Below are 15,665 nucleotides of genomic sequence, written 5' to 3' on the forward strand. Positions count from 1 at the left end.
ACCCCGGGCGCGGATCCTCGGGACTTCGAGGATGCTCCAACGCCCGCCCGGTCGGCTTATGACACTTTACGGGACCCCGAATTCTGGTTGTTCCGTATATTTCCACTTCGAATTGTTGTTCCCGGCGTTCTCGCCGCGGCGACGATCGCCTGGATCGTGCTCGCCATCGGCAACTCGGTCTGGTATTCGCTCGGTGCCGGGATCGTCACCGGCCTCATCGGTCTCGCCCCCATCGGCGGCCGGGCAATGATCACCCGTATCGGCGGGATACTCGGCCGGCGCGGGAACATTCCCGCTGAGCGGCTGGAACAGGCCGCGGCCTTCGACGTGCCGCTACCCGAGGGCGGCGGATACGGGGTGCGCTGGGACGGGGATCTGCTGCTGACCATGCTGCGGATAGATCCTCCGCCGGACACACTGACCCTGCTGCGGCCGGGATCGCTCACTACCGAGCAACTGTTGCCGCTTCCCGAGATCGCCCGCTGCCTATATCAATTCGATCTGACCCTGGCCGGTATCGATGTGGTGAGCACCGGTGCACGGACCGCGGGCACCGGAATCGCCGCACACCTCTACGACCGGGTACTCGGGCCTCTGCCGGCCATCGCCCACCGAACGTGCTGGCTGGTGCTGCGGTTGGATCCCCTGGCCAATGCCGAGGCCGTCGACAACCGCGGGGGCGGCGGGGCGGGTGCGCTGCGTGCGGCCATCATCGTGACCCGGCGAGTGGCGAACCGGCTGGCGGCGCACGATATCGCCGCCTCCGTGCTCACCGCGACCGAGATGAACACTGCCGTCCGCGAACTCACCCACGGTTTCGCGGTGGACCAGCTCACCGAACCACCGAAATGGCTGGAATCCCAGGGCCGGTATCTGGCGCTGTACCAGATCGATGCCGATATGGTGGGGCCACGCGGGCTGGCCGACATCTGGGCGGTGCCCAGCCTGTCGACCACCGTGACGCTGCGGTTGCGGCCCGGTATCAACCGGGACGATCCCCATACCGAACTGGCCGATGCCGTGGTCCTCAATGCCGTGGTCCGCTTCGATACGGTCGAGCCGCCCGAGAAGCCCCCGCTGGAGGGCCTGCGCGAACTCTACGGAAATCAGCTGCGCATCCTGCTCGATACGCTACCGGTCGGCTTCACCGGGCGCTGGGGGCGTGATGTGGCCTACCGCGGCACCCTGGCCGCGCTGACCGAGTTCACCGTTCCCACCGCGGGGTGTGGGCAGCTCATCGGCGCCGACGACCGGGGCCAGGGAATCGCTGTACCGTTGATCGGCGAGGGCACCCGCCAGCTGGAGGTGATCGGCACCCTGGACCTGGCACAGCAGGTGATCCTGCGCGCCACCGGCCTCGGTGCACACGTGATCGTGCACACCGCGCGGCCGGAGGCATGGCAGACGATGGTCCGCACTGTCGATACCCCGCAGATCCTCACCATCGCCCCCCGAGCCGCGGGTGCCAGTTATCACCCGCCGGGGCCGCCGCCGTTACCCACGGCGCCGTACCCGAGCACCACAGTGCTGGTGTTCGACGGGGTCCCACCGGTGTCCCATACCGGTGGCGCGACCATCGTGCATGTGCGGCAACCCCACGAACCGCCGGGCACGGTCGACGCGGACGTTTCGCTGATCCAGGATCCCGCCACCCTCAACCGCATCACGGTTCGCACGCCGGCCGTGACGACGACGGTGAACATGGTGACGACCCGGGAGGAAATGCATTACATCGGCGAATCACTCGCCGCTCGCTGATCCGGCTGGGTGGTGTGCTCGGACGAAGAGGCGGGTGTGGGGAGAGCTGATCATCCTCGGATGGCTGGGATCATCATGATCGGTCTTGGACTGTTCTCGCTGCGGGGTGAGAGCGACAACTGTATGAGGACCTTGTGAAGAACGGTCGATCGCAGTGGGCCGTATGTGGTCAAGGACTTACTGTTTCTGACGGCGCCTATCCCGCAAGGGTCGATCGTCATGGTCCTGGAATGGTGAGTGGAGGAAGGTTCAGCAGGTGATTTCGGTTCCAGCAAACACTCGTGGCGGCGGAGTTCTGGTGGAGACGACAGGGCAAAGCCCACTCACCCGTCTGTGTGCGGAAACCATTGAGTGGCAACGAGACCCATCCGAGCTCACTGATGCGGTCGAGTCCGAAGTCGAGCCACAGACCTGGCTGAAACCGTAGTGAACACAGGAGTCCGATAATGAAACCGGGTGATGGGCGCACTGGATGCGGGGCCCCGCAGGGGGTCGGATCCGATCCGGGATTTCGGCGGGGGTGGACAGCGGTGCGAGTTGGGGAGACGTCCGCCGAATGCGTGGTGCCGGTGAACGGTGGGGGGCGCTCGTTGCGCTGGGTCTTCTGGTCGAGTCTGCGGCATGCGACTGGCACGGTTCGAACGCGGTATTTGCCGTGAAGAAACACGATAATGGGGAGTTTTTACGCTCGTGACCGATCCGAGTATGCGGACGGTATCCGCTGTGCGTCCAGAATTATGCCGAGTGTCTGTGATCGGCGGCAATACACAAGTGGATTTGGCGCTGCCGGCCGCTGTTCCTCTCGCCGTGTTCATTCAAGAAGTTGTCGAGCTCATCGCTACGCGTGATTCGGACCCCACCGAGCCCGACGAAGATACCCCCTTGCAGACCGAACAATGGACCCTCGCCAGGCTCGGCCGGGATCCGCTCTCCCTGAACCACACCCTCACCGAGGCCGGCGTCACTGACGGTGCATTGCTGGTCCTGCGGTCGGTGACCGACCGGGAGTCACCCGCGCTGTTCGACGATGTGATCGACGCTGTATCACGGCTGACCAGGGCCTCGTTTCGTGGGTGGTCGCCCACAGCGGCTCGGGGAATGGGATTGTTGACAGGGCTGGTCGCGCTGTTGTCCGCGATCGCGTTGTTGCTCGATGCGAAATGCCGTGGTGTGGGTATCTGGCCCGGGTCGACCACGCTCGTCGCCGGTTCGGCGGCCTTCGTCGTCGCCGCCATCGCAGCGCGTCGGTATACCGCCGAACGCACTGCGGCCGCGTTGTCGGCCTACGGTGTGGTGCTGGCCGGTGCCACGGCTGTGCTGCTGGTGCCCGCGAGTCCGGGTAGTGCGCACCTGCTGCTGGGAGGCGTGACCGTACTCGTGACCGGGATCGGCGCCTACCGGGTCGTCGGTGTCGGTGCAATGGGTACAGCGGCCGCAGCTGTGCTGGGGGTATCCGGGGCCTGCGCCGCACTCGTACACATGGTGTGGGGATCACAGCTTTTCCAGATCGGCGCGGGGCTGCTGATCGGTGCATTGGTGTTGATCAGCCTCGCGCCGCGACTCGCCGTGGCCGCGGCGCGGCTGCCGGTGCCGCCTGTACCGAGTGCGGGGGAGGCGATCGATCCCGCCGATCACGAGCCACGACCGACTGTTCAGGATATCGGCGTGGTCGGTGTGACCTCGCTCCCGTCCGCGGTCGGCCTGGAGTCTCGAGCTCGCACCGCCAATCAATTCCAGTCCGGCATGTTGCTCGCTGCCGCGGTTGTCGCGGCGGCGGGAGCGGTGCTCGCCGCCGATCCGTTGGGTGCCGCCGAGTGGCAGGGAATCGTCCTGTCGGTGGTAGCCGGAATGATCATCTGTTTGCGGGGGCGGGTTTTCGCGGATTTGGTACAGACCTCGGCGCTGGTCGCGGCGGGCGCACTGATGCTGATAACGGTCGCGCTGGCCCTGGGATTCGGTCAACAGTGTCCGATCCCGGCGGGCGTTGCACTGTTGGTGGGATCGGTAGCGATGGCGGGGATGGGGGTGGTGGGCCCGAGTATCGAAGTGTCGCCGGTGATTCGGCGTGCCGTTGAGGTCCTCGAGTATCTGCTGATCCTCACCGTGGTGCCGCTGGTGTTGTGGACCATGGATGTGTATTCCGCCGCGCGGAACCTGTGACCGGCCGATATGTCTGATATCACCAGTGCTCGGGCCTTCCGCCTGCTGCTCCGCCTGGCAGTGGCGGGATTGCTGGTCGCAGTGATGAGTGGGGGTCGGCCACACAATGTGTTTGCGGTGTCGCCGCCGCAGATAGACCCTGCCGCATTGGGTGTGGCCTCAGCGGTGCAGGGGCCACTCGAACCGACCGAGCAACGCTGGTTGTGTGCCGAACCACTGCTGACCGGGAGTCCACCGCGGGATCTTCCGGCGGCGCAGCGGATGTTGGAGCAGTCGCAGGCTTGGCAGTTCAGCACGGGCGCAGGACAGAAGGTGGCGGTGATAGATACCGGTGTCAATCGTCATCCACGACTGCCGGCATTGCAGCCGGGCGGCGACTTTGTTTCCGATACCGATGGGACGGTCGACTGTGATGGGCACGGGACGCTGGTGGCCGGGCTGATCGGGGCACGACCGAGTCCGGACGACGGGTTCGCAGGTGTAGCCCCAGATGCGGAAATCGTTGCCATCCGGCAGTCGAGCGAGGCGTTCGAGGCCAGGGGTAACTCACCGGCCGACCCGTCGGGTGAAATCGTGGCCGGCGGTTACGGCAACGTGTTGACCTTGGCTGCCGCGATCGTACGGGCAGTGGATCTCGGCGCGACGGTGATCAACATCTCGGAGGTCGCATGCGGTCCTATCGGCAGCGCACCTCCGGACGCTGCTCTCGGAGCAGCGGTCAAACACGCATATGACCGCAACGTCGTAGTGGTAGTCGCGGCCGGCAATCTCGAGCAGGGCAGAACATGCTCGCAGCAGAACGAGGGAAACGGCTGGGGGGCGGTGCAAACGGTAGTGAGCCCGGCCTGGTTCACGCCTTATGTACTGGCTGTCGCCTCGGTGGAAGCCGACGGCACAGCCTCGCCGTTCTCCATCCGGGGGCCCTGGGTAGATGTGGCGGCGCCGGGACGGGCAATTGTGTCACTGGACAGTAGACCGGGCAGCACCGGACTGGTGAATTCCATCCCGAGCGCCGACGGACCGGGAAACATCGATGGGACGAGTTTCTCGGTGGCGTTCGTCTCTGGGCTGGCCACATTGGTACGCGCGCGATACCCGGAACTCAACGCACAGCAGGTGATGGACAGGATCGTCCGCACCGCGCAGGCGCCCGGGGCAGGCCGCGATGATGCGATCGGACACGGCTTGATCGATCCGGTAGCGGCACTCACCGCCTACCTGCCCGACCGACCGGAAACTGCTGCCGTGACCGCTCGAGCGATCCGACCTCCGGCTCCACCGCCCTCTATCGATCCGACGCCGAGGTACGTGGCAGGTATCGGCAGCGCGATCCTGCTTGCCGGCCTGGCTGCCGGTCTGGGACTGGCGCTGCTGTGGCGTCGGCCTGGGAACGAGCCGATAGATCCCACTGATACCTGAGCAGGATAGGATATGGCAGCCGAAGGATTCGCGCGTAAACCGCGTATTGCGCCACCGCGTGCGCCGGGCGGTGAGGTAGCGCTCACCGCTCCACCGGAACTCGCGCGGCCGGTGCCCCCAAATTTGCTGATGCGGTTGATGCCGCTGGTCATGGTCGTTGCGGTAGTCGGGATGATCGCGATGATGGTGATGATGGGGCGCAATCTCCTTGCGAATCCGTTCATGATGATGTTCCCGCTCATGATGCTCATGTCGATGGTCGGCATGATGGCAGGGTTCCGCGGCGCCGGCGGGCAGAAACAGGCCGCCGAACTGAACGAGGAGCGTAAGGACTACTTCCGTTATCTCGATCAGGTACGCAAGGATGTGCGGCATACCGGAAGTGCACAGCGTGCGGCACTGCTCTGGAGCCATCCACTCCCGGCCGAGCTGCTGTCAGTGGTCGGGACCCGACGAATGTGGGAACGCCGACCCAATGATCCCGACTTCGGCCACGTTCGGGTCGGTGTGGGAAGTCATCGCTTGGCAACAAAGCTGGCCCGCCCGGAAACCGGCCCTTTGGAGGATCTGGAGCCGGTTTCCACGGTTGCGCTCCGGCGATTCGTCCGTACCCACTCGGTGGTGCACAATCTGCCGACAGCGATATCGTTACGAGCATTCCCGGCCATCAATATCGGGGGAAATCCGGCGCAAGCTCGGATGCTCGTACGGGCCATGCTGGCGGAGTTCGCGGTGTTCCACGGCCCCGATCATGTGGCCATCGCCATCATCTGTGCCGATCCCGACGGAGTCGATTGGTCCTGGGCAAAATGGCTACCCCACGTGCAGCATCCGGTCGAGCGTGACGGAATCGGCGCGGTGCGGATGATCTACCGTTCCCTGGGTGAGTTCGAGAGTGCGCTGGCGGAAGATCTGCGGAAGCGCGGGCGGTTCATGCGCAACATTCAGCCCACACCTGGTCGAACCCATCTGCTGGTGGTCATCGACGACGGCTACGTCGAAGGTAGCCAGATGATCGTGAGCGATTCGGGTCTGGACTCGGTCACCGTGCTGGACCTGACCGCCCCCGCGGCCGGTTTGGCCGTGCGTCGTGGTCTGCAATTGCTGGTGGACGATGGTATGGTCGCGGCGAAATCTGCGGCAGGAGTGGAGGAATTCGCCGCTGCCGATGCTTTCGGTGTGGCCGAGGCCGGTGTGCTGGCTCGGAGGCTGGCGAACTTTCGGATCGCAAATGCGCTGCAACTCGTGGAAATGAGTGACCATCCCCGGCCGGTCAGTGATCTGATGGATCTGCTGAAGATTGCAGATGCCGGACTGATCGATCCGATGGATGTGTGGCGGTCCCGCAGCGATCGGGAGCGACTGCGGGTTCCTATCGGCATCACGCCCGACGGCGTTCCGGTCGAGCTCGACATCAAGGAGTCGGCCGAGAACGGGATGGGTCCGCACGGATTGTGTATCGGCGCTACGGGGTCCGGGAAGTCGGAGTTTCTCCGGACATTGGTGCTGTCCTTGGTGACTACGCATTCGCCCGACCTGCTCAACCTGGTCCTGGTGGATTTCAAGGGCGGTGCCACGTTTCTCGGAATGGATGCGCTGCCCCATACAGCGGCGGTGATCACCAATCTCGAGGACGAACTTGCGATGGTCGATCGAATGAAGGATGCATTATCGGGGGAGATGAATCGCCGGCAGGAATTACTCCGTGCGGCCGGTAACTTCGCCAATGTCACCGAGTACGAGAAGGCGCGAGCGGCGGGAGCTCGTCTGGACCCGCTGCCCGCACTCTTCATCGTGGTCGACGAGTTCACCGAATTACTGTCGCAGAAACCAGATTTCGTCGATCTGTTCGTTATGATCGGCCGCCTCGGCAGATCTCTGCGGGTGCACCTGCTGTTGGCTTCGCAGCGGCTTGAAGAGGGCCGCTTGCGTGGCCTCGACAGCCATTTGTCGTATCGAGTGGGCTTGCGGACATTCTCGGCAAATGAATCCCGGGCGGTACTCGGCATCACCGACGCGTATCATCTACCCGGCGTCCCGGGTTCCGCGTTCCTCAGGAGTGACGCCGCGGAACCGTTGCGGTTCAACGGCTGCTACGTGTCGGGCCCGTATGTTTCCCCGATGAGCGGAAGTAGCGGCGATGCGGATATCGATGGTATGCAATCGCCGGTCGTCTTCACCGCGAGCGAGGTCGAACTGCGCGAAGACCTGATCGCGCGGCCTTCTGAAAACCTGGGGGTGAGTGGTGCGCAGCAACTGCCACCGCCCCCCGGGTTGCCCGAGCTGCCGCCACCGCCTGTCCGATCGGAAGGCGCGGACCCGGAGACTGTTCCCGGCACATTGCCGCCAACGCTTCTCCAGACGGTGGTGGGGCGGCTCACAGGACATGGCCGGTCGGCTCACGAAGTCTGGTTGCCGCCATTGGACGAGTCACCGTCGGTGGATATGCTCCTGCCCGAACCGGATTGGCGTTCACCGGTCAATCGGCACGGAGAACTGTGGCTGCCGATCGGCGTGATCGACAAACCGTACGAGCAGCGGCGAGACGTGCTGATCGTCGACTTGTCGGGTGCGCAGGGAAATCTGGCGGTGGTGGGTGGTCCGCAGGCCGGAAAGTCCACTGCCTTGCGGACTCTCATCGTATCCGCGGCAGTCACCCACACACCGGAACAGGTGCAATTCTATTGCCTGGATTTCGGGGGCGGGACATTGGCCGGTCTGGCCGAACTCCCTCATGTGGGATCCGTAGCAGGCCGTCGTGATATCGATCGGGTGCGACGTACCGTGGCCGAGGTGACGACGCTGTTGCGGCGACGGGAGGAGCTGTTCCGCGAGCTCGGTATCGAATCGATACAGGAGTTCCGCCAGCGCAGGGCGACATTGCTGCAGGCACCGGACTACCCGGACGATCCCCTGTCCGAGGACCTGTTCGGTGACGTATTTCTGGTCGTGGACGGGTGGGCGACCATTCGCCAGGAGTTCGAATCGTTGGAACCTTCCTTCCAAGCCATCGCCGCGCAGGGTCTCTCCTACGGCATACACCTGATGATCGCTGCCAATCGGTGGCCCGAGATTCGGTCGGCGGTCAAGGACCTACTGGGCACACGTCTGGAGCTGCGGCTGGGTGACCCGGGGGATTCGGAGATGGACCGCCGTGCGGCCGTCCATGTTCCGCTGGGACGGCCAGGGCGGGGCATCACACCCGATCGATTGCATATGCTGATAGCCCTCCCACGCGTGGATGCCAGTTCCGACACCCGCACTCTGTCCGAGGGGATCGCGGACGTGCGTCGGCAATTGGCCGACATCTACCGCGAGCGGAGCGCTCCCGAGGTTCGGATGCTACCCGCTACGATTCCGCGCGACGAGGTTCTCGCCCTGACGGAAAGACAAGGAGCCGAGCAGGGCCCGACCCGAGTGGTTGTCGGGCTGGGCGAATCCGAATTGCAGCCGGTGGTTCTGGATTTCGATATCCAATCGCATTTCATGGCGTTTGCAGATGTCGAATCGGGCAAAACGACCCTGCTGCGCAATATCGTCACCGGGATCGTCGAGCACTCCGACGCCGAGACCGCACGGATTATTCTCATCGATTACCGGCGGACGCTTCTCGGTGCGGTCGAGGGCGAGCAGCTCGCCGGGTACTCGACGTCGGCAACTACCGCGGTACCGATGATGCAGGAAGTGGCCGCCTATCTGGCCAAACGGCTTCCCGGCCCCGATATCACGCCGCGTGAACTGCGGGAACGCAGCTGGTGGAGTGGACCGGAGATCTACGTGGTGGTCGACGATTACGATATGGTGGCGACGTCGTCGAATCCGCTGGAGCCATTGCTCGAGTATTTGCCCCAGGCTCGGGATATCGGGTTTCATCTCGTAGTCGCCCGGCGGTCCGGTGGTGCCGCGCGGGCGCTGATGGACCGTGTGCTGGGGCGGCTCAAGGACCTGTCGGTGGACGCTTTGATCATGAGCGCCCCGAAGGACGAGGGAAAATTGCTGGAAGTGAGGGCCGGCCGCCTGCCTGCAGGCCGGGGAACACTGGTCTCGCGAAGGCGGGAGCCGGAAGTGATCCAGGTGGCACATCTCGAACCTCTGTGAAGCCCGCGACAAATTCCGAGCTGTTCATACGTCAGGAGGAATAGCCGGCGCAAACCGCAACGAATGAGAATGAGCTTCCCCACCGGAGTGGTTACGTCGATCCGGGAGGCGTCCGATACCTCTTCTCACTTGCGCCCTTGGCGGCAAATCAATATCGCTCATCCTTGATGGCGCGAACCACCTTTGCGATGGGCTCGTTGATCAATGCGATCATTCGGCGTCTGTCCGCGGGAACGGCGCGCAGGGGAGAGCCATCGGCGATTCCGTATCGTCCGTCGCCGATAACATCACGCCAGCCGACCACCACTGCCAGCCGTCCCCGGGGCCCGAAACGTGAGTTACCCTGGCTGATCTCGATGAGTCCGATACTCGCCACCGGCAGCCGCAGGAACTCTTCACTACGGTGCCACACCGGCTCCTCCGCCGCTGCCCATACCGGCGACGTCCCCACCGACCGATCGACCTCGTCTCGCCAGTTGTCCGCCTGTGTGAGAACCACTTCCGAGATCTTTCCCGCATCCTGAGCAGGAAGTTCGTCGACAATGGCCTCCGCGATGGATAGCGGGTCGCATTCGGAGACGGTGTACCCGCCGCTGTGATCGATCGTCTCTCCCGGTAACTGCGTCAGCAGGTAACCCTCGTGGCCACGGCGTGCGGCGAGCACCCTGAGACTGTCCTTCGGGTCGGTGGGGCGGCGCCCATCGAATCCACGCATCATCACACGAATATCCGGGCGGGCGACAGCGTCCAGCACTGTACGGAACCCGTCCCCGACCCGCGCCCACGCGACTTCACCGGCATCACGTTTCTGCCGTTCGTAATCGAGATGGGGATGTGGCCGAGCTGTGAAAACGAAAGGTGCGGGTAAGAACACGTCCCGCAAGGTCTCCCAGATGGCGACGAATTCGAGATCGCTGAACTGCCAGCTACGTGTCATCGGCGTTCGATCACAGGACGAACCGTCAATGGCTCGGGTGTCTCATCGACGAGATGATCGACCGAGTCGAGCCCCTTCGGCCGCTTGCGCTCACTCTGGGCCTGGGGGCCCTGTCCCGCGGCGCCCGGGGGCCCGGCCGGACCGGCCGCCATCGGCATACCCGGCGTTATCGATGCTCGGCCCGGTGCCAACGAAACAGGGTTCGCGGTATTGGCTCGCGGGAACGAACTTCCCTGCGGTGCACCGATACGGCCGAGTGCCGGCGACGAACCTGCCCCGGCAGGAAGCCCGGCGCCCCGTGGGCCACCCACATCGGTACCCGGACCACCAGGAGTGCCGGGAAGGTCGCCCAGCTTCGGTAGGTCACCGGGTCGCGGAACAGCCGAATTCATCGCCTGCTGTGCTGCATTCGCGGCCTGCGTCATTCCGCTCAGTCCTTGCATAGCTTGGGAAAGCTGATCGAGGCCTGCCCCATGCCCCATGCCTTCTACGGGTTGGGGCTCACCTGCACCGTTTTCGGATTCAGGAGTAGCTGAGGACGCACCACCGCTCGGCAAATCGCCGGCCAGCGAACCCGGATCCACAGTGTGCGAGAAACCGCCGAGACCGGTGGTTGCGGGAAGGGCGCCGGCCCCGCCGAGACCAGCGGTTGAGGAGAGCCCGCCAAGACCGGCGCCTGGAGTGGAATGCTCGATCCCCGCACCCGATCCACCGGTGCCGCCTCCACTCCCGCCGCGGTCATCATCAAATCCGCCGCCGGCGGGCCTGTATTGCGGCTTAGGAAACTTTGGAAGGTACGCCGCCGACTGCTCGAGTCCATCATGGTAGGTGTAGCGGTACAGCTCTCGATACGCCGGAGTATCGTCTCTGAAGTACTCCATGGCAGATGATCCGTCAGAGGAGAATGTGGGTGTGAAGTAGGAAACCGCTGTGTAGTCATTGGCCGGATTGTCTTGAACTGGAGGCATCATTCGTTGTGTTCTATCCAGCCAGAGTGCGGTGAAGCGCAGATTCTGATGAAATGCCAGAATCCCTGCCTCCAGTGCATGAACATCCCTGCGGTACGCGACCCTTGCTTCGCGGACGCTGTCCGCGCCGATTCCCTCCCACCCGTCTTGGCTGTTGTGGTCCAATACTGCATCGAATTCGCCTAGGGACCTTGATACTTCATAGGCCATCCATCGTACGATTCCGGATTTATCGGCGATATGTTGTGCGGACCCTTCTATCCGAATCCGCTCGCCGAGATTGTATAAGTCCTCGAAGAAAAGTTCTTCGGGTGCCTCGATCGTCACGAGTCTGCCCTCGAACTCGAATGGAATAGGATTCGCCAACTCCGACAGCCTTCGCTCACCCGCGTTTCCGCCGCCCTGTAGCCCTGTCTCCAGACCCCCGATCGACTCGGGGTTCGACAGGGTCGTAGGTAAAGGTCCGAGAAGATCGGCTTCGATCCCGTCGTAGTGCCGTAATTCGATGCCAGGGACCTGTCCGTCGCCAGGATCGATCTCTCTGATATCGAACCCGCCCCTATCCGGGTTGTAACGCAATTCGTACTCGTCGGTTGCGGCGAAATAGGATCCCGGCAGCGAGGTAGGGGGGGAGTATTCCTCTGCCATAGTTCGGGTTCTGTTGTGAAGTGATGCCATTGGTGAATCGTCGAGACCTTCGGGGTGCCAGATGGGAGTTGTCGACGGCCAGCGATCCGTGCCTTCGGCGGCTCCCACCCACCAGTTTTCCCCGGCGGACCTCGGTGTAGTGATCCCGCCGAGGCTCTCACGTGCCCGGAGCATGCCAGCGGATTCGTCCTCTGTACGCGCGTATGCCAACCCTGCATCCACAAAGGTATCGAGCAGACTGCGCAGCACGTCAATATGCGCATCGATACTGCTCGCCAGCCCTCCTGTCGGCTCACCGCTGAGCGACTCTCCTCCCAGCTTGCCGCTGAGCGACGTGGCGAAATCGCGCCCGGACATCAAATTCGAGATCGGTCGAATATTGGCTGAGTCGATGCTCAGCGCCCGAAGTCCTTGCATGCGTTCGATAAAGTCGGCGCATGCCCTGGCGCAAGCTACCGCGTTTTCCGGATGAAATGAGACCCCGTCGAGCACCGCCCGTTGTATCGTCCCCCACGTGGCCGACTCTTGCGCATCACTCGGACCCGGCTGCGCAGCGGCCAAATCGGCCATGAGTTCGTCATCCGACGACATTTCGTCTCTGACCTCCGACTCAGCAGTTCCCAATGTTCTCACCGTAGATCGTGCACCAGCCGAGTGGGTAACCGCATAGCTCAAAGAAGAAAATTTCAGGTGACTTTCACAAGTGGAGCCGGGATGGCGCCTGCCGGGCCGACCGGAGAATTGCCGACAGTGCTGGTAGCGAGTGGGACCCGGTTGGGATCCGATGGCGTCCGCCCGCTCAGTATTTCTTCAGATTTTCGGTACCTTTTGTCTGGCACACTGAACGTAGTCACAAGATTGCGTCACCCGCATGCTACTGCTGCCTTATGGAAGGACTTCGGTGATGACCACCCAGGGTATTGATCTCGATCTCGAAGGGGTCAAGAATGCTACCGGCGAAATGTACCAGGCCATAGAGAACCTGCGGCTTTCGGTCCGGGCCGTGGATTCGGCAAGCGACGCGGCTCGCGCGGGCTGGAAGGGCGATGCCAATGCGTCGTTCGTGACAACTTCGCAGGCCTGGAGTGACGAATCCGACAGGATCAACCACAAGCTGGACGAGCTGACCAGGGCTACCGAAGACGCCACGCAGTCCATCCTGAGTATGGACGAGGACTCCTTCATCCCAGGTGGCGGTTACACCAGCTTGTGACCGGCCCGACCGCACCATCACCACACGACTCGATCGAGAAGGAATGCGAACATGAGCGATATTTTGTACGACAGGCCCACCATGGAAGCGCTTTTCGATGCGTTGAAAACCGAGGGTAGCAAGATTCAGGGTGAGACCGAAGCCCTGGCCACCGCCAAGAACAACTTCCTCGCGGCCATGGCCAGCCAGGGCGCTCAAGATGGCTTCCAGGCCGCCCATGGCAAGGTCAATACCGAATTGGAGGACACGCTCCACAAGCTGGATCAGCTCGCGGTCGCGGTCCACGACGCGCTTCACCGTGCACTGGAAACCGACAAGAGGATCGGCGACGGTTTCGCCGCATTTGCTTGAGTTGCATGCCCTGATCGGTCCCCCAAAGGGATAATGGCGCGCAGCGGCTTCCGGAGCCGTTGCGCGCCACTGCTGTTTGCGGATCAGCCGCCCAGCCACTGTATTGCGTCCGGCCGAAACGCGTTCGGTCCGCCGACGGTGCGCAGATCGTCTATCATTGCGTGGAGGCGATGGTCGCCGAGTGTCTCGGACCACTGCTCACGAGTCGGTCGAAGATCGCGGCCGAGCGCGCATGTGCAGCCATGGCGGCCGTAGCCGACGTCCGGGGTGAAGTTGTACCCGATGCTGTCGCCCGGATGGCCGCATCACCGGAGCTGCTGAACGGGTTCTTGGCTATGATGGCACGGCTCGACCAGTACACGCTGGATCCTATTCGCCCGGGAAGCGAAGATCATGACGGTACACAACGACTGTCATATCTGCATCGCTCAGCTGCCAGGAAGCTGAGAAGACTCGGCGCCGCGTTCGGCAACCATCTGGTCCCGACTGCGCTGGGCGTCACCGGCTGACTCGGGTCCCGCGGATGAGCGTAAAGCGGGGACTGTGCCTCGTTTTCGACAGTGCGCTCTCGTCACGGATCGGTGCCGGAGCATCGCGCTGATCTACTGGATCGTCACGGTGGTGAGATCGCCGCCCCGGTGACCCTGTCCAGTATCACATCGTGGCTCATCAGCGCGGCCTCGACAGATAAGGTGGGTCCGGCGACGAGTGGGCCGATGAGGGGCCAGGGTGCCGGTCGAGGATCTGCGGGTAGGCCGAGGACCGCGGCGGTGTCGCGATCGGGTACTCCGAATCGAATCCCGTTGTCGGAGATGTAGAACAGTGTGCCGGGACGTGAGCTCGCAGGTTCCGTCCCTGTCGCCTGTACATACTCCCCGGTTCCCGGAGGCAGATAGACTGCGTCGAGCCGATCTCCGACACCGTCTGCGCTGGTCAACGGTACAGATTTCGCGGTGCCGGACAGTGGGAGCTCGCGGCCGGCCGATACGGTGATCGCCGCAGCGAGCGCGTCGGTCGGGCGGGACCAGCTGATGCAGCTGACAGGTGCCTCCTCGGCGGGAAGTATCCGGGGAATCTCGTGAGGGAAATCGTCGATCGGCAACCGGTGCACGAGGGGTACTCCGACCAGCTGGTCGGGTGGGATCTCGGTGATACCGCTCATCCCCTGTGAATCCGCGTTCCGGATGACCTCGGCCGTGAATTCGGAGATCGGCTGTACCCCCTCGGCGAGGACTACATACAAACTGTCGGTATCGACGCCCGGTGCCCGGATTACTCCGCCGATGGGCACCAGCGCCAACCGGCCGGGCCCGGGTTCGCCGATTTGCGCGATGGCGGGCGGTGTCAACGGTGCTACTTGTCGCGATGCGTTGAGCAGGCCGACACCGACTGGGCGCGGACTGTGCTGGTCGAGCCGCAGTGATCGCGAGATCACTGGATCGTTCATGTCGAGCCGGGCGCGTTTTCCGTCGTAGATCAGGTAGGTCGAATCCGCTCGCTGCACGAGTAGTGCCTCGTCGGTGTCCAGCGCCGTCGCCCGCGGGGTGTTGGTATCCGGTCGACCGGCGATGACTGTGGTGACAGCGCCTGGCGATCCGACCGCACTTCCCGTGTCCGAGAGCTCGACCGTGTCGCACAGTGACCAGTTCGCCGGGCCGTCGGAGGCTCCTGGTAGGGCTGCCGGGGCGCCAGGGATGCCCAACAGCGCGCCCCGCGGGAAGTCGTCCAGTTTGGACAGCTTCACCGAGGTGGGTGCTTCGTCGCTGCCGGTGGCCAGCCGTGCGGAGGCCAGGTTCAGCACCGGATGCAGTGTTCCGTTGATCATGGCGAAGAGTGCGCCGCTTTCCTGGGCTACGAGAATCTTCGCGTCGTCGACGGCTCCCTGTGGCCGCAGGAACGACATGATCGCGGCTCCCGCGACCACGAGAACCGCGAGAACAGCGCCGATCACCAGGGAGCGTGCCTGAGAACGCATCGGGTCGTGCAGCATTCGCACATCACGGCGGACCATCGCATGCTCGTATCGTTTCAACAAGAAGCGGTAACCATTGACCTGGGCACGCGTAGTCAACTGTGAGACCACTACGCCTCCGTATTCTTATGGGCCACTGGA

The 15,665-nt window shown here is 63.5% G+C and carries 10 protein-coding genes; 7 read left to right on the plus strand and 3 right to left on the minus strand.

Annotated elements, in window-relative coordinates; translation table 11 throughout:
- The first annotated feature begins 87 nt into the window (after positions 1–87).
- The 4 genes from eccE (at position 88) to eccCa (ending at position 9,435) form a co-directional block, all read left to right on the plus strand.
- Positions 88–1,758 carry a type VII secretion protein EccE gene (gene eccE, locus ACWEWT_RS28045; protein WP_452563369.1) on the plus strand — a complete coding sequence of 557 codons (1,671 nt, stop codon included), beginning with the start codon at positions 88–90 and terminating at the stop codon, positions 1,756–1,758.
- Between the two features lie 690 nt (positions 1,759–2,448).
- Positions 2,449–3,918, plus strand: coding sequence for a type VII secretion integral membrane protein EccD (gene eccD, locus ACWEWT_RS28050; RefSeq protein ID WP_452563371.1), 1,470 nt, complete (start codon positions 2,449–2,451; stop codon positions 3,916–3,918).
- A 9-nt stretch (positions 3,919–3,927) separates the two neighbouring features.
- Positions 3,928–5,337 (plus strand): type VII secretion-associated serine protease mycosin, encoded by a 1,410-nt coding sequence (mycP, locus tag ACWEWT_RS28055; RefSeq protein ID WP_452563373.1) that lies wholly within the window; start codon positions 3,928–3,930, stop codon positions 5,335–5,337.
- Between the two features lie 12 nt (positions 5,338–5,349).
- On the plus strand, positions 5,350–9,435 hold the full coding sequence (gene eccCa, locus ACWEWT_RS28060; protein WP_452563374.1) for a type VII secretion protein EccCa: 4,086 nt from the start codon (positions 5,350–5,352) through the stop codon (positions 9,433–9,435).
- A gap of 148 nt (positions 9,436–9,583) precedes the next feature.
- Here eccCa and ACWEWT_RS28065 read toward each other — a convergent pair whose 3' ends face one another.
- Together ACWEWT_RS28065 and ACWEWT_RS28070 are read right to left on the minus strand one after the other, a co-directional pair.
- Complete coding sequence (locus ACWEWT_RS28065; RefSeq protein ID WP_452563375.1) at positions 9,584–10,372, minus strand: ESX secretion-associated protein EspG; 789 nt, start codon at positions 10,370–10,372, stop codon at positions 9,584–9,586.
- Positions 10,369–12,612: a hypothetical protein gene (locus ACWEWT_RS28070; protein WP_452563376.1), complete on the minus strand. Its 2,244-nt coding sequence runs from the start codon at positions 12,610–12,612 to the stop codon at positions 10,369–10,371. Before ACWEWT_RS28070 ends, ACWEWT_RS28065 begins: the two co-directional genes overlap by 4 nt.
- Positions 12,613–12,892: 280 nt before the next feature.
- On the opposite strand from ACWEWT_RS28070, the gene ACWEWT_RS28075 reads away from it, so the two are divergent.
- The 3 genes from ACWEWT_RS28075 (at position 12,893) to ACWEWT_RS28085 (ending at position 14,061) form a co-directional block, all read left to right on the plus strand.
- Positions 12,893–13,201: a WXG100 family type VII secretion target gene (locus ACWEWT_RS28075; RefSeq protein ID WP_452563378.1), complete on the plus strand. Its 309-nt coding sequence runs from the start codon at positions 12,893–12,895 to the stop codon at positions 13,199–13,201.
- Positions 13,202–13,252: 51 nt separating this feature from the next.
- Complete coding sequence (locus ACWEWT_RS28080) at positions 13,253–13,552, plus strand: type VII secretion protein EsxR (RefSeq protein ID WP_452563380.1); 300 nt, start codon at positions 13,253–13,255, stop codon at positions 13,550–13,552.
- A gap of 161 nt (positions 13,553–13,713) precedes the next feature.
- The gene (locus ACWEWT_RS28085; protein ID WP_452563381.1) at positions 13,714–14,061 is read left to right on the plus strand and encodes a hypothetical protein; all 348 of its coding nucleotides are present in this window, start codon (positions 13,714–13,716) and stop codon (positions 14,059–14,061) included.
- Positions 14,062–14,165: 104 nt separating this feature from the next.
- Here ACWEWT_RS28085 and eccB read toward each other — a convergent pair whose 3' ends face one another.
- Complete coding sequence (gene eccB / locus ACWEWT_RS28090) at positions 14,166–15,635, minus strand: type VII secretion protein EccB (RefSeq protein ID WP_452563383.1); 1,470 nt, start codon at positions 15,633–15,635, stop codon at positions 14,166–14,168.
- Positions 15,636–15,665: the final 30 nt, after the last annotated feature.

This window comes from Nocardia sp. NPDC003963 (assembly GCF_053605105.1).